Source organism: Cyclobacterium sp. SYSU L10401 (genome assembly GCF_010993705.1).
Taxonomy (GTDB): Bacteria; Bacteroidota; Bacteroidia; order Cytophagales; family Cyclobacteriaceae; genus Cyclobacterium.
Genome location: NZ_WOFO01000008.1, coordinates 48,112 through 68,592, shown reverse-complemented (window position 1 = coordinate 68,592; position 20,481 = coordinate 48,112). Strand labels below are relative to the sequence as shown.

The following is a 20,481-nucleotide window of genomic DNA, read 5'->3' as shown; positions in this document are numbered from 1 at the left end:
AAATTCAACCCAATTAAAAAGTAGTTTATCCATAGGGTAATATAAATAAAAACAGCCTCCAGGAGAGGCTGCTTTTATATTGTTAAAAACCTTAATCTTTATTATTTTGTAGGATTTTTTCCTGATTTAAAGGAAACCATAATCTTCCCCCAAAACAAGGAAATTATTCCCAAATGGCGTATTTTTTGTCCAAATGACCAGTTTTATTTTCCCAAATTAGTCTGAATCCCTTGGATAACAACAATCAATAATTTAGGCATGATCCAATTCTATTGGTTTTTTACTATATTTAGTATATGAAATTTTTGCTTATCTTAATCGGGTTTATACCGTGTTATTTCTTCTCCGGTTTTGTATATCAAGTACCTACTTACCAACCGGTATTTTCTTATCCTCCCGATTTTGAACAGGAATACCTGAATGATTTGTCTGAGTTGGTCCAACAGGCGCAACAGCCGGACAGCCTGCGCTGGGAGATATTATGGGACCTGAGCTATTATACGCACACCAGAAACCTTACACGCGCACTTACTTTTGCCGATATGGGGCTGGAGGAAGCGAAATCAGAAAAAAACAGCCTTTGGGAAGGCAGGTTTCAGCTGATAAAGGGGGCTATTCTGCTGAGAATGGATGAACCGGATCAGGCGGAGCTTTACCTGCGCTCCGCCCAGAACAAAGTCAACAACAGTGACCTGTGGTTATTATACACCAACCTGGGTTATGTGTATGAAAGAAGAGGAGATATCAGCATGGCCTTTGAATGGGCCAAAAAAACCCTGGACCTGGGTCTGGCCACTGCAGACCTGAAAGCCCAGGCAATGGCTTACAGCGACATCAGTTATTTGTTCTGGAAACAAGGTAAATTTGAAACGGGGTTAAACTATGGGCTCAAATCCCTGGAATTGTTTCGAAACCGAGGAGTTGATGATTTGGACTTTGATTTTACCCATTATGTAGTGGGTAACAATTACCTGGCCCTATCCCAACTGGACCAGGCTGAAAGCCACTTCCTGCAAAGCATCGCCATGGGCGAAAGGTTTGGTTTTTATAACAACCTCAGTGATGCGTACATATCGCTTGTAAGCCTTTATATCCTCAAAAAAGATTTCACCGCTGCAAAAAAAGCAGGTAGCAAAGCCCTGAACTATGCCACCTTACTGGACAACAAATTCATGCAGATGAGGTCCCTGTTGGGACTGGGAGAGGTAGCCATAGCCAGAGGAAATTTTAAGGAGGCAGAAAATCATTTGTTGTCGAGTATTGAGGTGGCAGGAGAAGATTTTGGCGACCACTATTTCTTAAGCCAGGCTTACGAAAATTTAAGTGAGGTTTATGAAAAAACAGGAGCCGCAGATAAGGCATTGACTGCTTTTAAAACCTACCATAGGTTAAATCAAACCATTTTCAATCAGGAAACCGAACAGAAGACCGCTGCCTTGATGTCTGCCCTTGACCTGGCGCAAAAAGAAAACACCATTAAACAGCAAGCCTTTAACCTGGCCCAGCAGAAAAAAAGGTCCACCTATTGGTTTGTGGGAAGTATACTCCTGCTGGTATTCTTTTTATTGCTTTTTCGTGGCTATAGAATCATCAAAAAGAAAAATAATTTATTAGAAATTCAAAATAAGGAAAAAACTTTTTTAGTCAGAGAGACCCATCACCGCATAAAAAACAACCTCCAAGTGGTGAGTAGTCTGCTATCTCTTCAATCAGAACGCATTACAGATCCCGAAATGCAGCAAATTATGATTGAGAGCCAGAACAGGGTGCAAAGTATGGGTTTGGTTCATCAAAAACTCTATCAGGGAAAAAACCTGGCTTGTATTGAAATGAGGGATTATTTTTCCAAATTAGGGGAGGACATTATCTTTAGTTTTGGTGCCCTGGAAAAAGTAACCCTGAAATGTGACATGGAGCCCATAGAATTAGATATCATTACAGCCATTCCCATAGGTTTGATCATCAATGAATTGATCACCAATTCTCTTAAATATGCTTTTCCGAACTTGTCATCAGGTCAGATTACCATATATTTAGAGAGAACCGATCCTACGTTGACCCTGCATTACATGGACAATGGCATAGGATTCGAGGAAAAGAATCCTGATACCCCTACAGGATTTGGCGCGCAGTTGATACAATTGCTTACAGCTCAACTTGATGGGCAAATAAGAAAATTAAACCATGAAGGCACCTACTATCTGCTAAACTTCCAAAACGTCAACCAACCGGTTTTCTCATGACAAAATTAATGATCATTGAAGACGATATGGTCCTGGCCAGCGATTTGGCCCAGAGACTCCAAAAGTCGGGTTATGAAGTAACCGGGATAAAAAATAATGGTGCAGAAGCCATTCTTCATTTTCAGAAATTTCTACCAGAAATTTTACTGGTAGATATCGGTCTGAGAGGAGAAATGAATGGTATTGAAACGGTAGAAAAGATACAGGAAAACCATGAGGTGAAAACGATCTTTCTTACCGGCAACGATGCCGAGGATTACTTTGATCTGGCAAAAAAAACCCATCCCTTTGCTTTTATTTCAAAGCCTTTTCGCTTCCAGGAACTGGAAAGGACGCTGGCACTGCTCATCGACCAGATTCAACTGAAAAAGGAGCAGGTACAGCCTCCCACTTTCAATGAAGACAGTATTTTTATAAGGAATCAAAATAAACTCGTGAAAATTTTCTACGATGATATCTTCTACATGGAGGCGGAAAGAAACTATGCAAAAATCTATACCAAAGAGCATACGGTCCTGGTAGTCTGTCCCCTGAAAGTACTGGCCAACAAACTTCCTACCCATCGGTTTATCCGGATCCACCGGTCTTTTCTGGTCAATATCGCTAAAATTGAAGCCGTGGGGGACAGCTTTCTTGAAATCAATAAGAAAACCTTGCCCATCAGTAAGCCATTTAAACAGGATCTATTAAGAAAAATCAATACCCTCTAGCATCCGCTCCTCAGGATTTGTACCCCTTACGGCAGACCGGAGGATTTGTAATCCCCTATTGCGTACATAAGCAGGATGGCAAATCCTGTTATATGCCAAATGTCAAACAGCACCTACCCTAAGATCCTGTTAATCCTTTCAAAATAGTGGCCTTTAGGTTTTCTTCAGCCCGATCAACCAGGTCCGGTGAATGGAAATCCAGGTCCGGCAATTGCAGTACCTTCTCAAAACCTACCTGCTCTCCTTCCTTGCCCGATGAGATCAGCCAAACCGGTTTTCCCATTTTTTTAGCCAGTTGCAACAATTCAAAACTTCCTTTGCCTTGGGCAGATTGGGTATCAAACTTCCCTTCCCCCGTAATGACCCTATCGGCTGTTGACATCCGCTCTTCCAGGCGGGTCTTTTCAAAAAAATACCTGGCCCCCTGCACCATTTCGGTAGGAAAAAAGGCACTTAAACCCAAGGCTATTCCTCCTGCCGCTCCGAAACAGGCTTGGTCATCCAGCTTCCACTTACATTTCTTTTGCAATAAAGTAAACAGATGCTGACCGGCTTCCAAAAATTTCTGGTGGTCACCGGGCAGCAAGCCCTTTTGGGGACCAAATACCGGGATGGCGCCCGCAGGGCCGAAAAAAGTATTGCTTACATCACACAAACAGGTGAATGACAGTTCAGGAAGCTTTCCATTCAATTGAATGTGTCCGATTTTTTCCAGAAATCCGGGACTGAACAGGGTCAATTCCCGGCCTTTTTTATCCAGAAATTGAACTCCCAGGGCATGAAGAATACCTGTACCCATATCGATGCTGGCACTTCCCCCCAATCCCAGAATGATGTTTTTTGCTCCTTTGGTGACGGCCTTTTGGATGAGCTCTCCTGTGCCATAGGTACTGGCTATCCAGGGGTCTTTTTCATTTTCAGACAGCCATTTGATCCCCGAAACGGTAGACACATCCAGGTAGGCTGTTTGGGTATCCCTGTCATAACCAAAAAAACCTTCTATAGGCCTTCCCAACGGACCACAGACCATGGCAGGGATTTTTTCCAAGCCCAATTGTTCCGTCAGCAAAAAGCAGGTACCATCTCCCCCATCAGCAATGGGACAGGTATCCACCTGATCTTCAGGGCTCATTTTCAAAATCTCCCTTTCGATGATGGCAGCAGCCTCTTCTGCCAACAGTGTTCCCTTAAAGGCATTGGGTGCTACCAGCCATTTCATTTTTTATCCATGATTTTCATCCTTTCAAAATAGTCTTTGGTCGCTGCCACCACCTTTGGAGACAGGTAAATGGCCGAAATCATGGTTGGAAAGGCCATGACTGCATACATGCCATCCACAAAACTCATGACCACGCTCAGGGAGGTTACCGCTCCGGCCACAATGGTAATCAGGTAAAAATAATTGTAATAATTGGCCTTGTCTGCTCCAAACAAATAGTTGAAGCACTTGTGTCCATAGTAGGAATAGGTAAACATGGTGGAGAGGGCAAAGATCAGCACGGCAGCCATCAGCAGGTATTTGCCAATTCCCGGCAAACCCTGTTCAAAGGCAGACAAGGTCAAAAGTACCCCATCCCTCTCTCCGGATTTCCATACCCCAGTGACCATGATCACCAGGGCTGTCAGGGTACAAACCACGATGGTATCGATAAAAGGACCCAGCATGGCAATCAATCCCTCCCTTACCGGTTCGCTGGTCTTGGAAGCCCCATGGACCATGGGTGCGGTACCGATCCCTGCCTCATTGGAGAATGCGGCCCTTCTGGCACCGATGATGATCACCTGCCCTACTGCCCCACCCAGCACTGCTTTACCGGTAAAGGCATCTTCTATGATGACCAGAAACATTTCCGGTACCATTCCCAGGTTTTTGAAAAGGATGATAAAAACAGAGATAAAATACATGATCACCATAAAAGGAACCAGGAAAGAAGCCACTTTGGCGATGCGTTTGATACCTCCGAGGATTACCAGTGCCACCAGCAGCATCACCGTAATGCCAATGATCCACTTGGACGTTTGTCCCCAATCCAGCCCAAAAGGCCTCAGCATCACCACGCGCAGCACCTCGGTGAGCTGGTTGGCCTGAAAGATGGCCAGCAGCCCCATGATCCCTGCCACACAGAAAATGACAGAGAGGAAACGCCAATTTTTACCCATCCCCTCCTCTATTACGTACATGGGACCACCTTGCACATGGCCGGATGAATCTTTACCGCGGTACATGATGGCCAGGGTACAGGTAAAAAACTTTGTTGCCATACCTACGAAAGCAGATACCCACATCCAGAAAATTGCTCCCGGTCCACCGGTACCTATGGCCAGGGCCACCCCACTGATATTCCCCAGCCCTACTGTAGCCGCTATGGCAGAAGACAAAGCCTGCAGAGAGCTGATGTCTCCTGACGCATTGGGGTCATCGTACTTACCTCCTACTACCTTCATGGCATGCTTTAAGCCTCTGAAAGGGATAAAGCGGGAATACAGCAACATGAAAAAACCTCCGCCCATCAAAAGGACCAACAAGGGGGTGCCCCATATCCAATTACTGAAATCAATGATTAAATCTCCCAAGGTGTAATTTTTTTAGGCTTGCAATTTTAATGATCGTATGCGGCACAAAGTAATGATTAAATCTGAAAATACCCTCGGCCCCTTTGATAAATGGGCTTTACAAAATAGTCTATTTGCCCAAAGCTTGTTATTTTTGCAGAAAAACGCCTTAATTCAACACTTATGCCCTTTCCCCCACGTACCCTGGTCATTAAAATCGGTTCCAATGTCCTGACCATGGCCGATGGCAGCCCCGACATTCAACGGATGCGCAGCCTGGTGGAGCAGATGGTGTTTTTGCTGGAAAAAGGGTTGAAGGTGGTATTGGTGACCTCCGGGGCGGTAGCTTTCGGTAGAAAATCCCAGCCGCTATCCTCCAAAACCGACGCCGTTTCGAGAAAGCAGGTATGGGCAGCCATTGGGCAGATTGACCTGATCAGGGCCTATAAGGAATTGTTTTCAGCTAAGGGGCATCCCATAGCCCAATTGATGGTAACCAGGGAGGATTTCAGGGACCGCACCCACTACCTGAACATGAAAAACTGCCTGGAGGGCCTGCTCAAAAACCATATTGTGCCGGTAATCAATGAAAACGATGCGGTAGCGGTCACCGAGCTGATGTTTACCGATAACGATGAGCTGGCAGGATTGGTGGCCGCCATGGTAGATGCAGACAGCCTGATATTACTTACCAATGTGGATGGCATTTTCAAGGGGCATCCTTCTGACCCGGCTTCAGAGCTGATTCCTCATGTGGGACAAAAAATGCCTGACCTCAGCCAATACATCTCCACCCATAAGTCCTCCTTCGGCAGAGGGGGAATGCTGACTAAGATGACCATGGCCAAAAAATCCGCTGACCTGGGCATTGAAGTACTGATCGCCAATGGGAAAAAAGACCATGTGCTGATCGACTATTACAACAAAGAATTGCAATGCACCTATTTTGAACCTGGAAAATCCAAACACAACCATAAAAAATGGATCGCCCACAGTGACAATTATTCCAAGGGAGAAATCATCATCAATGAAGGGGCAAAACAGGCTTTGCTTTCTGATAAAATCACCAGCCTGCTGCCTGTAGGCATTCATGCCATTAAAGGAGATTTCCTCAAAGGAGATATTGTGCGCATCATGGATACTTCTGGGAAAAGAATTGGACTGGGTAAAGCCGAATATGGTGCTGCTACGGCCAGAGACAAAATTGGCCTGGGAGGACAAAGACCATTGGTGCATTATGATTACCTTTACATATCAGAATTGAATTGAAAATTGGCCGGAGACCAAATGCTTCTTATGAAAAACCTCGAACACATCTTTCAACAAGTGCAGGCTGCCAGTAGAAAACTGTCCTTGCTGCCTGAGGAGAAAATCAACAAAATACTGGATGACCTGGCCATGGCGGCCATCAAATATACCCCGGAAATCCTGGATGCCAATCAGGAAGATCTGGACCGGATGGACCCTGCTGATCCCAAATATGACCGGCTGAAACTCACCGAAGAACGCATAGAAAATATTGCAGAAGACCTCATCAATGTAGCCAAACTGGACTCTCCACTGGGAACAGTGCTGGCAGAAAAACGCCTTCCCAACGGATTGGAACTAAAAAAAACCAGGGTGCCCATTGGGGTTATCGGGATCATTTACGAATCCCGCCCCAATGTAACCTTTGACGTATTCAGTCTTTGCCTCAAAACCGGGAATGCCCTGATCCTGAAAGGCGGTTCAGATGCCTATGCTTCCAATGCCCTGATCGTGGAAGTCATCCACAAGGTTTTGAAAAAAAATAAAGTTGATACAAATATCGTCCACCTGCTTCCTGCTGGTAGAGAAGCGACCGGAGCTCTGCTGGAAGCAGTGGGTTTTGTAGATGTCATCATCCCCAGGGGCAGTCAGGGATTGATAGATTTTGTCAGGGACAATGCTAAAGTTCCTGTGATTGAAACCGGTGCGGGTATCGTCCATACTTACTTTGACCAGTCGGCAGACCTGGAAAAAGGCAGTCAGATCATTTTCAATGCCAAGACCAGGAGAGTCAGTGTATGCAATGCCCTGGATTGCCTGCTGATCCACCAAAGCCGCCTGCCTGATCTGGAGGCCATCAGCAGGCCGCTGGCAAAAAAGGAGGTAAAAATCTATGCCGATAAAGCCGCCTATGATGCGTTGTCAGGAAAATATCCCGAGGCTTTGCTTTTTCCGGCCGAAGAGGCGCATTTTGGCACAGAATTCCTCTCCCTTAGCCTGGCGATAAAGACCGTAAGCGGGTTGGAAGAAGCCCTGGAGCATATTGCCCGATACAGCAGCAAACACAGTGAAGCCATCCTGGCTACGGATGAAAAAACCATAGATAAGTTCCTCCAGGCAGTAGATGCAGCAGCCGTTTATGCCAATGCTTCTACGGCATTTACGGATGGGGCACAGTTTGGGCTGGGAGCCGAAATTGGTATCAGCACCCAAAAACTGCATGCCCGCGGCCCCATGGCCCTGGAAGAAATGTGTTCCTACAAATGGCTGATTCGTGGAAATGGCCAGGTCCGGCCATAAACCAGACAGAAAAAAGGTGGAAAATAAGGATTGAAACAGCAGGAAAGTCCGTTTTTTTTAATGTGCACGTACCGGGGATTGCAAATCCCAAGGAGTGATACAGATAATACTGTTGGTAGCTTAAATTTCATCCGGCTGATGGAAAAGTAAATCGAAAAGGCAAATAAAAAATCCAGTACGAACGAAATTCCCCTTAAAAAAGGGGGGAGGGGGATTTATTTCGCACCCATCCGGGGATTGCAAATCCCCAGATCTGCACCACGGGATTGCAAATCCCGAGGTGCACGGGCTTTTCGACATTTGCAATGTCGAACCACAGGTGAGCAGGATTTGTAATCCTGATTTACGTGTACCTACCGGGGATTACAAATCCCCAGATCTGTCCTCGGGATTGCAAATCCCAAGGAGCGGGCATATTTATTAAAGATTTAAAAGAAAATCCTGAAACTCCTGGTTATTGAAATTGCTCATGCCTTCCTGGTAAAAAACAATTTCTCCTTCCGGACTCACTACCAGGGTGGTAGGGATGGCCTGGCTTTGAAGGGAAGGATTCAGCCCGTAGGCGGCATGGATCACAGGAAAAGAAAACTCCTTGTCCTCCACGAACTTGATGCTTTTGCTGAAATCATCATCCAGGGCAATCATGAGGAATTCCACCTTGCCTTCATCTTTTACCTTGTCATACAAATCTGAAATATGGGGCATTTCTGCCCTGCAAGGAGGACACCATGTAGCCCAAAGGTTAATAAACAGGGTTTTACCCCTGTATTGAGACAAGCCTACACGGTCACCGTATTCATCCAGAAATTGCCCGGAATAATCAAAGGCCTCCTTTTCCTTGTTGTCTAAAAGCACCTTGGGCTGGATCAAACCGGTAGAAAGCATGACAGATTGCAGCCCCCCAACTATAGGTGTGATCAGCCCGGTAAAATACAAAAAAGCAAAAAAACCCAGCATGATGCCCCAACTTTTTATTTCCTTTTTCCAGTTCATAGTCCGCTAATTTTTTACAAAACTACTTTTTTTTCAGATAAGCCCCGGTGACTTTTCACACAAACCTGTGAATAACGAAAGATTTCTTTAATTTTGTTAAAAAAAACGCTCATGAAAAATTACACTTTATTATTTGGTCTGCTTTTGATACTTTTTTTTACGGGAACAGCTGGCCTGCAGGCCCAGGTGCATGTAGGGGTATATCAGGGAGGGATCATGAACCACATTGGGCTGGGCACCAATCCGGAAAAACAATTTTTTGGAGAAGCCCGTATCATGGCCGGTGACGTGTTCTATGCTTACATGGGTCTGGAAGCCCTGGGGCATTATAACCTGAAACGAACCGATTGGTACAATGCCCATGCCGGATTGATGGTGGGGTACACAGAATTTGATGATGGCAGGTTTGGGTTACCTGTAGGGCTGAGCATCAAACCCATCGCTGCCCACCGGCAATTTGCAGTGGTACTGGAGGGCACCCCGATGTATGCCTTTGATTTCACTTTCCGGGCTTTGATTGGTCTGCGCTATACGTTTAGCAAGGAGGATTAATAGCCGTACTTCTTCCCCCACAACTTCTGCAACTGCTTTCTCAGGTCATTTTCACGGGCATTGTTGCCGGGATCATAGAGTTTGGTATGTTTGATTTTGTCCGGCAGGTATTCCTGCCAGACAAAATTATTCTCGAAATCATGGGCATACTGATAGGCTTTGCCATAATTCAGGTCCTTCATCAATTTGGTAGGCGCATTGCGCAGGTGCAAGGGTACCGGCAAATCACCCTCCTGCCTTACCAGGGCCTGGGCCTGGTTGATGGCTGTGTAGCTGGCATTGCTCTTGGGGGAAGCGGCCAGATAGGTCACACACTGCGATAAAATGATCCTGGCTTCAGGATAGCCTATGATATTGACGGCCTGAAAACAATTGGTAGCCAAAAGCAGGGCATTGGGATTGGCATTACCAATGTCTTCAGAGGCAAGGATCAGCAGTCTGCGGGCAATAAATTTGACGTCCTCCCCGCCTTCAATCATTCTGGCCAGCCAGTAAACTGCCGCATTGGGATCAGAGCCTCTAATAGACTTGATAAAGGCAGAAATGATATCGTAATGTTGCTCACCGGATTTATCATACAGGGCCACCTTTTGCTGGGCAACCTGCATGACCCGCTCATTTTCGATGATTATTTCTTCTCCCTTGTAGCTATCGATGACAATTTCCAGGAGATTCAACAGCTTCCTGCCATCCCCTCCGGAGATCCGCAACAAGGCATCGGTTTCTTTTAAGGTCACTTTTTTATTTTTGAGGACCTCATCTTTTTCCAGGGCTTGCAGCATCATGGCCTCCAATTCCTTCCTGCCCAGGGGATTTAAAGTAAAAATCTGACAACGGGAAAGCAGGGCAGCGTTGACCTCAAAGGAGGGGTTTTCTGTAGTGGCCCCTATCAAACGAATGGTGCCTTTTTCTACCGCCCCCAGCAAAGCATCTTGCTGGGATTTGTTGAAGCGGTGGATCTCATCGATAAAAAGTACTACTCCCTGCTGAAACCGGGCCTTTTGGATCACCTCCCGGATATCTTTTACTCCTGAACTGATGGCACTGAGGGTATAAAAGGGGGCTTTCACTTCATTGGCGATGATATTGGCAATGGTGGTCTTACCTACCCCCGGAGGTCCCCATAAAATCAGGGAGGGCACAGATCCCGAGCGAATGGCTTTATAGAGAAAGGTTTGGGGTTCAGAAAGGTGTTCCTGGCCGATCAGCTCTTCCAGCCTAACCGGCCGCATCCTTTCTGCCAGCGGGGTTTGATCCATCATGGCTACAGTATTTTCTTTTTCCGACGGTATTTACAGGGTCATTTTCCAATTGGCCAGCCGCTCTTCCAGGGCTTCCAAATGCCGGTCTTCTATATCCAGGTGGGTCACCATGCGGATTTGATCCGGTCCAAACTTCACTGCCTTGATTTGCTTTTCGGCCAATTTCTCCAAAAAGGATTCCGGACTGATCTTATCCAACCGGGCAATCACAATATTGGTACTTACTGGCAGGGTCGCTTTGACATGGGGGAGTTTGCCCATGATTGCTGCGATGGCACGGGCCCGCTCATGATCTTCCTCCAGGCGGCTCACATGGTGATCCAGGGCATAGATCCCTGCTGCTGCCAGCATTCCTGCCTGCCGCATGCCTCCGCCCAGTGCTTTTCTGATTTTCCGGGCTTGCCTGATCCCGGCCTGGCTTCCCAGCAATACCGAACCCACGGGACATCCCAGGCCTTTGCTCAGGCAGATGGATATGGTATCAAACATCCTGCCCCAGTCGTGTGCCCGCTCTCCGGAATGGATCAGGGCATTGAATATCCTTGCCCCATCCAGGTGCAATTTCAAACCGGTCTCCTTGCAGAGCTGCCGGATGGGTCGCACTTCCTCCAGCTGGTAGACGCTTCCCCCTCCCTTATTCATGGTATTTTCCAAAGATACCAGTGCTGTTTCCGGGGCATGGTCATCGTCCGGGTTGATCGCCTGCCGGATGGCTTCTGCATCGAGTTTTCCCAGGTCTCCTTCCAGCAGCTTCACAGAAGCATGGCTGTTGGACATGATGCCACCGCCTTCGTACAGGTAAATGTGGGAGTTTTTATGGCAGATCACTTCCGTTTGCGGTCGGGTATGCAGGCGGATAGCAATTTGATTGGTCATGGTACCGGAAGGGCAAAACATCCCGGCTTCCATGCCAAAAATTCCGGCCAGCTTGCCTTCGAGCTGCCGCACGGTAGGATCCTCTCCAAACACATCATCTCCCAGGCTGGCCATCATCATGGCTTCCTTCATCTCCCGGGTAGGTTGGGTAAGGGTATCGCTGCGCAGGTCTATGATCTCATCTTCCTGAGGCATTGGCTTTAGTCTTTTTTGGTGAAGAATTGATCCAGTCCTTTACTGCCCTGCCGGTTGAGCACATCTTCCATGTCCAGGAGTTCCAGGTTCAGCGCATTGGTGGATATTTGTAATTCCATTAAGGAAATGGCCAGGGAAATCAGCAGGCAAAGCATGCTGCCCATAAAGACCCAGTTGGCGGCCGTAATGAATTCCTGGTACAAAAGAAACATGCAAATCACGCAAAGCAGGAAACTCAATACTCCGAAAATCTGCATGTTTTTGATCATGTTCAGGCGTTTTCTCAGGTTATTTATTTGCCCGATAAGTACCTTTTCCTGTCCGCTGTTTTCCAGGTATTTCTTGTGCAGGCCCCGGATCAGGTTGGCCATGGCCAGAAAACGGTTGGTATAGGCCAGCATCATCAGGGTGATGGCTGAAAAAAGCAGGGCTGGAGTAGAAAGTTGTAGTTCCATGGAGGAGTAGGGGCATGTTCCGGATGTCAATTAAACCAATTTCAAAACTAGGAAATTTCTCCCAGGACTACCAGCTTTTCCAGGGTGGGGCTTTCACTGCCCCCTTTGGGCTCTATGGTAATGGCAAAGGCCTGTGCCTCAACAGCTTCCTGCATGGCCTGCAGGTTCAGCTTTTCTGCCGCATTGACCAGTCCGATACCTACCGGCCCATCGGCTCCAATGGCCCAAAGTTGGTAATCACTGTTCTCATCCAGGTCCGCCAGCTGGTTTACCGAAAGCAATACTTCCCGGCTTTCCCTGTCCCAGAACACATCTACCAGGGCATCTTCCTGCATGGGCAAGCCTTCCCCTTTCATGGGAACCCTCTCAAAATTTCCGGAAAGCAGCCTTTCCATGCTTTGATCCAATTCATTGAGTTTTACCTGATTGCTTTGGATATCATCTGCCAGGATGGCATTTTGCTGCAGGGCGATGGCATACCTTTCTTCTGCATCAAAGTAGCTGTAGGCAAAATAAGCTGCAGCACCGATGGCCAATAAAGCAGTAAGGGAGGCTGCCACGGCAAAAGGTTTCCAGGGATTGATCCCGGGATACAAATTCACTTCCTTTTCAACAGGCTCTGCCTGAGCGGGAGAATCTTCTTGTTCCATGACTGGTCCTGCCGCTTCCAGGCTGGCGAAAATTTTATCTTTCACCGCAGGAGAAGGGTTTTTTCCGGATGCCTTGTCAAAGGCAAACATGGCCGCTTCAATGGCATCAATTTCCTGCTGTATTTCAGGATACTTTCTGGCCATGGACAGGACTTCCTGCTGCTCTGTTTCGTTGAGGTCACCCAAAACGAAAAGCTCCAATTTACCGGACGATATGTAGTTTTGGATATCCACTAGATTATATCAGCTTTCTTTTTCAACACATTGATCGCAGACCGTACCCTGGACTTCACCGTTCCCAGCGGAATGTCATAATTTTCGGCTACTTCCGTATGGGTATAGCCTTTAAAATAAATGCATTCCATGACAAATCGTTGCTCCTCGTTCAGTTCCGCCATCAATTCCCTGACACCGATTCCATCCACAGCTGCTGCGGTGCCGGACTCGCTCTCCATGCCATATACGTAGTCATCGATGGTATTGGTCTTACTGCTCTTGGAAAATTCTTTGGAGCGTGTTTTATCGATCGCCGCATTCCGGCATATATTGGCCATCCAGGTGTACAGGCGACCTTTGGAGGCATCATACCTGTCTATCTTCTGGTTGATCTTGACAAAGGCATCATGAAACACTTCCTCGGCCAGGTCCGGGTCATAAATGATCCGGCTGATCACACCAAACAAGGCCCTGGAATATTTTTCGTACAAATATTCCTGAACTTGTCTGTCTCTGGCCCTAAGCCCCTGTATCAATGTTTGTTCTTCCAAAAAACCTGTTGGTCAGTAGGTGGTATTTACAATTTCCGGATCAGCTAAAGGTCATCTCAAAGGTGTATCACTTCCCCATAGGCTGCTGCGGCGGCTTCCATCACAGCTTCTGACATGGTCGGATGCGGATGTACGGTTTTGATCAGCTCATGGCCGGTGGTTTCCAGCTTGCGGATGGCCACGATTTCGGCAATCATTTCGGTCACATTGTAGCCGATCATGTGTGCCCCCAGCAGTTCTCCGTATTTGGCGTCAAAGATCAGTTTCACAAAACCATCCTTGGCACCGGCTGCTGCGGCTTTGCCCGACGCAGAAAAGGGGAATTTACCAATTTTCAACTCATAGCCGGCCTCTTTGGCCTTGGCTTCTGTATAGCCCACAGAGGAAATTTCAGGCAGGCAATAGGTACAGCCCGGAATGTTGTTGTAATCCAGGGGTTCGGGATCCTCTCCGGCAATTTTTTCCACACAGATGATGCCCTCTGCGGAGGCCACATGGGCCAGGGCTGGTCCTGCTACCACATCTCCTATGGCATAATAACCCGGCATGTTGGTATGGTAGAATTCGTCTACCTTGATTTTACCCTTATCTACCAATATGCCCACATCTTCCAGGCCACAGTTTTCCACATTGGAAACCACACCTACGGCAGAAAGTACCACATCACAGTCGATCTTCTCTTCACCCTCTTTGGTCTTGACGGTGACCTTACAGCCGGCCCCCTTGGTATCTACCTCGGTGACTTCGGCACTGGTCATGATGTTGATGCCTTTCTTCTTGTAGATCTTTTCCAGGGCCTTGGATACCTCTTCGTCTTCATTGGGCACGATCCGGTCCAGGAACTCCACAATGGTCACTTCCACGCCTATGGAACTGTACACATAGGCAAATTCAACGCCTATGGCACCTGATCCCACCACTACCATCTTTTTGGGCATTTTGTCCAGGGTCATGGCTTTGCGGTATCCCACAATCTTTTTGTTGTCGATCTTCAGCGCAGGAAGCTCCTTGGACCTGCCTCCTGTGGCGATGATGATATGGTCTGCGTTGTATTCGGTTTTCTTACCCTCCTTGTCTTCAACTTCTACCTTCTTGCCGGGCTTTACTTTGCCCCAGCCCATCAGTTTTTCGATCTTATTTTTCTTCATCAAAAATTGCACGCCCTTGCTCATGCCATCGGCTACCTCCCGGCTCCGCTTGATCATGTCTTCAAAATTGACACTGGCCTTGTCTACGGAAATGCCATAATCCCCTGCATGGTTGATGTATTCAAAAACCTGTGCACTCTTGATCAGCGCTTTGGTAGGAATACAACCCCAGTTGAGGCAAATGCCTCCCAGTTCTTCAGCTTCCACTACGGCCACTTTCAATCCAAGCTGAGAGGCCCGGATTGCAGCTACATAACCACCTGGACCACTGCCCAGAACAATGACATCGAATTTTGTTGTAGACATATTTTTATATTTTTGATTACTTTTTTGCTATGCAAATTTATAATAATAATGTTCAGAAAAAAATTTGGTTTTGATAATCAAATGGGACCTAAACCCAATGAATACCCAAAAGCAGATCAAATGGCGAAAGAAGGAACAAGCAGAAAATTAAATCGCATACCCTAAGTTTTGGAATAAATACCTATTTTTGGCCAGGAAAAAACAATAAAAATTTTCAATATGGGATTACTTACAGGTAAAAAAGCCCTGGTAACAGGGGCTTCCAAAGGTATTGGCAGGGCCATCGCCCTCCGCTTTGCTCAGGAAGGCGCTGATGTGGCCTTTACTTTTTTGTCCAGCGTGGAAAAAGGAGAAGCACTGGAAAAGGAACTGGCCGCTTTCGGGGTCAATGCCAAAGGGTTTCGCTCTGATGCCTCCGATTTTAAAGCCGCCGAACAACTGATCAGCGATGTGGTCGCTGCTTTGGGAGGACTGGATATACTGGTCAACAATGCAGGCATTACACGGGACAATTTGCTGATGCGCATGAGCGAAGAAAACTGGGATGAGGTGATCAATGTAAACCTGAAGTCCTGCTTCAATACGGTCAAAGCGGTAACCCGCACCATGATGAAGGCCAAAGCAGGCTCCATCATCAATATCACTTCTGTCGTAGGGATAAAAGGAAATGCCGGTCAAGCCAACTATGCGGCCTCCAAAGCCGGCATTATTGGCTTTACCAAGTCGGTGGCCCTGGAACTGGGATCCCGAAATATTCGCTGCAATGCCATAGCTCCGGGCTTTATCGAAACAGAAATGACCGAAGTGCTGGACGAAAAGACCGTTCAATCCTGGCGGGAGGCCATACCCATGAAACGGGGAGGCAAGCCGGAAGAGGTCGCCGATGCCTGCGTCTTCCTGGGCTCTGACATGAGTGCCTACATTTCGGGACAAACCCTGCAGGTCAATGGCGCCATGCATACCTGATGAACTCAAAAGCTGATGTATAACCATTAAACCCAAAATAACCATGAATTACCCATCCTTTCCTGTCCGGATACTTCTCCCCAACCAGCCTATATCCTACTTGATGGGATTATTGGTAGCCGTATTCATTGATTTTGGTACCGCAACTTACGCTCAGGAAGCCGCCGGCGTATCGGATGAGGTGCTGCTCGAGTTATACCAAGGAGCCCGCGTCACGGATGTGGTCGATGGCCTGGTCACGGTAGGTTATATGGATGTGGGGGTAATGGATCCAAGCATTGCCCCTTTGTGGCGGGATGTGGAAACCATGGAACACCGGTTTTCCGGAATAGCCGTCACCGTCCGCTATGGCCCGACCAACAGGCCCATGCATCCTGGAGCAGACCTTACCCAACCGGAAAATTATGAAGTTTACCGCCAATGGCGGGGCATGTGGTACTCCCAATTATCTGCTGAGCCTTTTGGAGAGTTTATCAAAGCAGGTACGGTAGTGGTGATGGACAACAGGGATGACAATGACACCGGATCCACCGGATCCAAGAATATCATGGATTGGCAGGAGAAAGGAGCCGTAGGGCTGGTCTCCGCAGGTGGTGTCCGGGACATTGATGAAGTCATCCGGCAGAAAAATCCGGTATACACCGATTATACCAAAAGGGGAAGAGGAGAACGCATCGGAAGAAATGAGGTGATCGATGTACAGAGGCCCGTGGTGGTGGGAGGATGTACGGTCTACCCGGGGGATGTGATAGTGGCTGATTCTGATGGGGTAGTAGTCGTTCCCCGCAGGGTGGCTGTCCGGGTGGGGCAGATTGCCTATATGGAGCTGGTGGATGATACCAAAGGCAGAAGGGAGCTGTTTGAAAAAACCGGCAGGGCCTATGACCAAACGGTAGAAGTTCCGGAAGATCCGGCCACCTTTTTCAAAAAGCATGGCTTGCCGGAGGATCCCAATAAGCCTTAAATTTTTAGCCTGGTTGTTTGTAAAGGGTTAATGGGTTCGGCAGGTGATTTGGTGGTAGGGAGGCTACCTTTAGCAATTAGGCTTAAATTATGTAGGATCGTGGATGTTAAGGGTTAATTTGGCCGGAAATAGGATGAAAGTTTTCAGGCTTGCTTTTGGCAACAAACCTTGTTCCAGGTAGAACCGGGGTGGTTATAAATCCCAAGGAGCGCATGCTGTGCGACATTTGCAATGTCGAACCACAGATGAGCAGGATTTGTAATCCTGCATTACGTGCACGTCCGGGGGTTATAAATCTCAAGGGGCAAGGGATGTTTGATAGTTACGATCCTGATTTACGAGGACGTATTGGGGATTACAAATCCCCGGGTCTGTCCTCGGGATTGCAAATCCCAAGGAGCGAGCGGTGTGCTGTTCGACATTTGCCATGTCGAACCACAGATGAGCAGGATTTGTAATCCTGCCTTCGTGCGCATCCGGGGGTTATAAATCTCAAGGAGCAGGGGATGTTTGATGGTTACGGTCCTGATTTTAGGGGACGTATTGGGGATTACAAATCCCCAGGTCTGTCCTCGGGATTGCAAATCCCGAGGAGAGGTACGGGGCGGAGTGGGAAGAAAAAAAATACTATTTCTCCACTTTCTGTCCATCCAGGACTTCAAAGCGGGACATTTTGCTGATGTACTCGGGCACCATTTTTTTCATTTGAGCTACCAGGTCCATCTCATTTTCCCGCTCTACCAGGTTCATCAGCAAGTCTACTTCCCTGTTGACCTGCGCATAGGAGCCAGGGTTTACCTGGGCAATCTTGATTTTTTTGTGGTGGGTTTCAAGGGCTTTTTCCGCATCATTGAGCACCTCTTCATACAATTTCTCCCCTGGCCGCAGGCCGGTAATTCTGATGGGCACATCTACATCCGGAATTTTCCCGCTGAGGTGAATCATTTTTCTGGCCAAATCTATGATTTTAACCGGGTTGCCCATGTCAAATACAAAAATTTCTCCCCCGTTTCCCATCACGCCGGCTTCAAGTACCAGGTCGCAGGCTTCAGGAATCGTCATGAAATACCGGGTGATCCGGGAGTCTGTCACTGTGACTGGTTCTCCATTTTTTATCTGTTCGCGGAATAAGGGAATGACTGACCCATTGGAGCCCAGTACATTTCCAAATCGGGTAGTAATGAACCTGGTGGGTTCATTGCTGGTATTGATACGCATGCTGTTTTTGCATTGCACATACATTTCGGCAATCCTTTTGCTGGCACCCATCACATTGGTGGGATTCACTGCCTTATCCGTACTGACCAGTACAAATTTCTCCACCCCGTAGGCCACTGCCAGATCAGCCATATTCTTCGTTCCCAGCACGTTGCAGCGAACTGAAGCCTCCGGGTATTTCTCCATCATGGGTACATGCTTGTAAGCTGCGGCATGAAAAATCACTTCAGGCTGGTAATTCTCCATGATGCGGCGCAAAGATTTAATATCCGTAACATCTCCCAAAACCGAATGGAGCCTCAGGTCTTTGAACTCCCTTTCCATGCGGATTTCATGGTCATGCAAGGGGGACTCCGCAATGTCGAGCATGATCAGGAACCCAGGGCTGGCTCGGGCAATTTGCCGGCACAATTCACTGCCTATGGAGCCGGCAGCGCCGGTGACCAATATGGTTTTACCATTCAGGTAATTAATCACCCTTTTATTATTCAAAATAATGGCATCCCTGCCCAGCAAATCTTCAATGTTGACTTCCCGCAAACTCCCCGGCTGCTTCCCTCCATCCACCCACTGATTTACCGGGGTAATGGTCATCACGTGAATGCCAAGGGCAATGCATTGGTCTATTATTTCCCGCTTTCTCTCCGCAGGTAATTCCAGGATTGAAATGATCAGTTCATTGATTCCCTTCCGTTTTACCAAATCCTCCAGTACTTCCAAACTACCGTGAACCGACCTGCCCTCGATTTTCATTCCTTTCTTGGATGGATCATCATCCAGAAATCCATAGGTGACAAATTTATACTGGCTGTCCTTGGCTATGGCCTGATGGGTCAAAATACCGGCTTCTCCTGCCCCGTAAATGACTACTTTTCTCCTGGGTAAATTGGGTTCAGCATTACTCCTGAGCAGCCTGAAAATATCCTTGACAATCAGCCGGTACAACATCAGGGAAAAAGAAGTCAGTACAGCCGCAATGATCAGCACAGAAAAAGGTACAATATGACTCCTGCCTTCCAGAAAATTGGCCAGAATAAGGTTCAGGATGGTAATGATGCCAGCAGTAATGGCAATGGTGCGCAGCAATATCAACCCATCCCTCATGGAGGTATGCCGGACAATGCCCACATAACTTTTGGTAAAAAACATGGCCAGCAAGCCCGCCAGAAAATAAACCAAAGCCCCTCTGAACACATTAAAATGTTCCATATCGGACCAGTCAAAATTTACCCGGAGCCAAAATGCCAACAGGGCGGATTGGAACATGATCAAACCATCTAAGGAGGCTATGATCCATCGGGGAACGATGTTGATTTTTTTCTTAAAATCGATCATGAAAAAAAGGTTGGTCTATTCAGACATGAAAACAATTGAAACAAATTTATCTGATTTCACTTACATTAAAAAGTATTTGGTACGTTATTTTTTGAATTATACCATAAGCTAAAATCTTTCTCCTCCACATAAACCAACAGCCTTTATTTAAAGTGTATATTCCTGATCATAAGACGGCTAAAGATAAATAAAAGTCTGAATTATACCAGCTTAATTGAATTGAAATTTTTCGTTTCAGGAAATGGCTTTTAGGAAAGAAATGCCATACAGCTATTTTTAGTCACAAATGAAATTGGGGACGGAGGGACTAAGGGAGAGGGTGACTTAGAGAGGGGGAGACGAAGAGAGTTCGTACTGAAGTTTTTAGTCACGGAGAACACAGAGAGGCTCGAAGGACGCAAAGGGATGATTTGAGGATGTGGTGATGTGTTGATGGTTGCTTCCGGTGCCTGAGCGGAGTCGAAGGCACCCTTAACCACCTCGGTTGAATCCACAAACAAGCAAACCTGCCTCAAGGCCGGAGTATAAAGTCAAGCCAGCTCCGAATTTCTTTAACCCTTAACTTTCAGATTGAGACGAAGAGAGGGGGAGACGAAGAGAGTTCGTACTGAAGTTTTTAGTCACGGAGAACACAGAGAGCCTCGAAGGACGCAAAGGGATGATTTGAGGATGTGGTGATGTGTTGATGGTTGCTTCCGGTGCCTGAGCGGAGTCGAAGGCACCCTTAACCACCTCGGTTGA

General features: G+C 47.2%; 17 protein-coding genes. 7 read left to right on the top strand and 10 right to left on the bottom strand.

What is annotated here, in order from left to right; translation table 11 throughout:
- The first annotated feature begins 296 nt into the window (after positions 1 to 296).
- Together GL182_RS17640 and GL182_RS17635 are read left to right on the top strand one after the other, a co-directional pair.
- Positions 297 to 2,243, top strand: coding sequence for a histidine kinase dimerization/phosphoacceptor domain -containing protein (locus tag GL182_RS17640; RefSeq protein WP_163381110.1), 1,947 nt, complete (start codon positions 297 to 299; stop codon positions 2,241 to 2,243).
- Positions 2,240 to 2,953 carry a LytR/AlgR family response regulator transcription factor gene (locus GL182_RS17635; RefSeq protein ID WP_163381109.1) on the top strand — a complete coding sequence of 238 codons (714 nt, stop codon included), beginning with the start codon at positions 2,240 to 2,242 and terminating at the stop codon, positions 2,951 to 2,953. The genes GL182_RS17640 and GL182_RS17635 overlap by 4 nt, the downstream gene beginning before the upstream one ends.
- Before the next feature lie 118 nt (positions 2,954 to 3,071).
- On the opposite strand, the gene GL182_RS17630 is transcribed toward GL182_RS17635, so the two are convergent.
- Entirely contained in the window at positions 3,072 to 4,172 is a 1,101-nt protein-coding gene (locus tag GL182_RS17630; RefSeq protein ID WP_163381108.1) for a glycerate kinase, read from the bottom strand.
- The gene (locus GL182_RS17625; RefSeq protein ID WP_163381107.1) at positions 4,169 to 5,527 is read right to left on the bottom strand and encodes an alanine/glycine:cation symporter family protein; all 1,359 of its coding nucleotides are present in this window, start codon (positions 5,525 to 5,527) and stop codon (positions 4,169 to 4,171) included. The genes GL182_RS17630 and GL182_RS17625 overlap by 4 nt, the downstream gene beginning before the upstream one ends.
- A gap of 162 nt (positions 5,528 to 5,689) precedes the next feature.
- Between GL182_RS17625 and proB the strand changes: the two genes are divergently transcribed.
- Entirely contained in the window at positions 5,690 to 6,775 is a 1,086-nt protein-coding gene (gene proB, locus GL182_RS17620) for a glutamate 5-kinase (protein WP_163381106.1), read from the top strand.
- A gap of 27 nt (positions 6,776 to 6,802) precedes the next feature.
- Entirely contained in the window at positions 6,803 to 8,053 is a 1,251-nt protein-coding gene (locus tag GL182_RS17615) for a glutamate-5-semialdehyde dehydrogenase (protein ID WP_163381105.1), read from the top strand.
- A 420-nt stretch (positions 8,054 to 8,473) separates the two neighbouring features.
- Here GL182_RS17615 and GL182_RS17610 read toward each other — a convergent pair whose 3' ends face one another.
- On the bottom strand, positions 8,474 to 9,046 hold the full coding sequence (locus GL182_RS17610) for a TlpA family protein disulfide reductase (protein ID WP_163381104.1): 573 nt from the start codon (positions 9,044 to 9,046) through the stop codon (positions 8,474 to 8,476).
- Positions 9,047 to 9,157: 111 nt separating this feature from the next.
- Between GL182_RS17610 and GL182_RS17605 the strand changes: the two genes are divergently transcribed.
- Positions 9,158 to 9,598, top strand: a complete 441-nt coding sequence (locus GL182_RS17605; protein ID WP_163381103.1) for a hypothetical protein — start codon at positions 9,158 to 9,160, stop codon at positions 9,596 to 9,598.
- Here GL182_RS17605 and GL182_RS17600 read toward each other — a convergent pair.
- From GL182_RS17600 to lpdA, 6 genes are read right to left on the bottom strand one after another with little or no spacing between them, the layout of a single operon-like run.
- Complete coding sequence (locus tag GL182_RS17600; RefSeq protein WP_205603688.1) at positions 9,595 to 10,857, bottom strand: replication-associated recombination protein A; 1,263 nt, start codon at positions 10,855 to 10,857, stop codon at positions 9,595 to 9,597. The genes GL182_RS17605 and GL182_RS17600 overlap by 4 nt on opposite strands.
- Positions 10,858 to 10,890: 33 nt before the next feature.
- The gene (locus GL182_RS17595; protein WP_163381101.1) at positions 10,891 to 11,931 is read right to left on the bottom strand and encodes a threonine aldolase family protein; all 1,041 of its coding nucleotides are present in this window, start codon (positions 11,929 to 11,931) and stop codon (positions 10,891 to 10,893) included.
- A 5-nt stretch (positions 11,932 to 11,936) separates the two neighbouring features.
- On the bottom strand, positions 11,937 to 12,386 hold the full coding sequence (locus tag GL182_RS17590; protein WP_163381100.1) for a DUF2721 domain-containing protein: 450 nt from the start codon (positions 12,384 to 12,386) through the stop codon (positions 11,937 to 11,939).
- A gap of 47 nt (positions 12,387 to 12,433) precedes the next feature.
- Positions 12,434 to 13,270 carry an anti-sigma factor domain-containing protein gene (locus GL182_RS17585; RefSeq protein ID WP_163381099.1) on the bottom strand — a complete coding sequence of 279 codons (837 nt, stop codon included), beginning with the start codon at positions 13,268 to 13,270 and terminating at the stop codon, positions 12,434 to 12,436.
- Positions 13,270 to 13,803, bottom strand: a complete 534-nt coding sequence (locus GL182_RS17580; RefSeq protein ID WP_163381098.1) for an RNA polymerase sigma factor — start codon at positions 13,801 to 13,803, stop codon at positions 13,270 to 13,272. Before GL182_RS17580 ends, GL182_RS17585 begins: the two co-directional genes overlap by 1 nt.
- Before the next feature lie 56 nt (positions 13,804 to 13,859).
- The gene (gene lpdA / locus GL182_RS17575; protein WP_163381097.1) at positions 13,860 to 15,257 is read right to left on the bottom strand and encodes a dihydrolipoyl dehydrogenase; all 1,398 of its coding nucleotides are present in this window, start codon (positions 15,255 to 15,257) and stop codon (positions 13,860 to 13,862) included.
- A 219-nt stretch (positions 15,258 to 15,476) separates the two neighbouring features.
- Between lpdA and fabG the strand changes: the two genes are divergently transcribed.
- Both fabG and GL182_RS17565 read left to right on the top strand, forming a co-directional pair.
- Positions 15,477 to 16,223: a 3-oxoacyl-[acyl-carrier-protein] reductase gene (gene fabG, locus GL182_RS17570; protein WP_163381096.1), complete on the top strand. Its 747-nt coding sequence runs from the start codon at positions 15,477 to 15,479 to the stop codon at positions 16,221 to 16,223.
- Between the two features lie 43 nt (positions 16,224 to 16,266).
- Positions 16,267 to 17,187 carry an RraA family protein gene (locus GL182_RS17565; protein WP_205603682.1) on the top strand — a complete coding sequence of 307 codons (921 nt, stop codon included), beginning with the start codon at positions 16,267 to 16,269 and terminating at the stop codon, positions 17,185 to 17,187.
- Between the two features lie 627 nt (positions 17,188 to 17,814).
- Here GL182_RS17565 and GL182_RS17560 read toward each other — a convergent pair.
- Positions 17,815 to 19,740 carry a polysaccharide biosynthesis protein gene (locus GL182_RS17560; RefSeq protein WP_163381095.1) on the bottom strand — a complete coding sequence of 642 codons (1,926 nt, stop codon included), beginning with the start codon at positions 19,738 to 19,740 and terminating at the stop codon, positions 17,815 to 17,817.
- Positions 19,741 to 20,481: the final 741 nt, after the last annotated feature.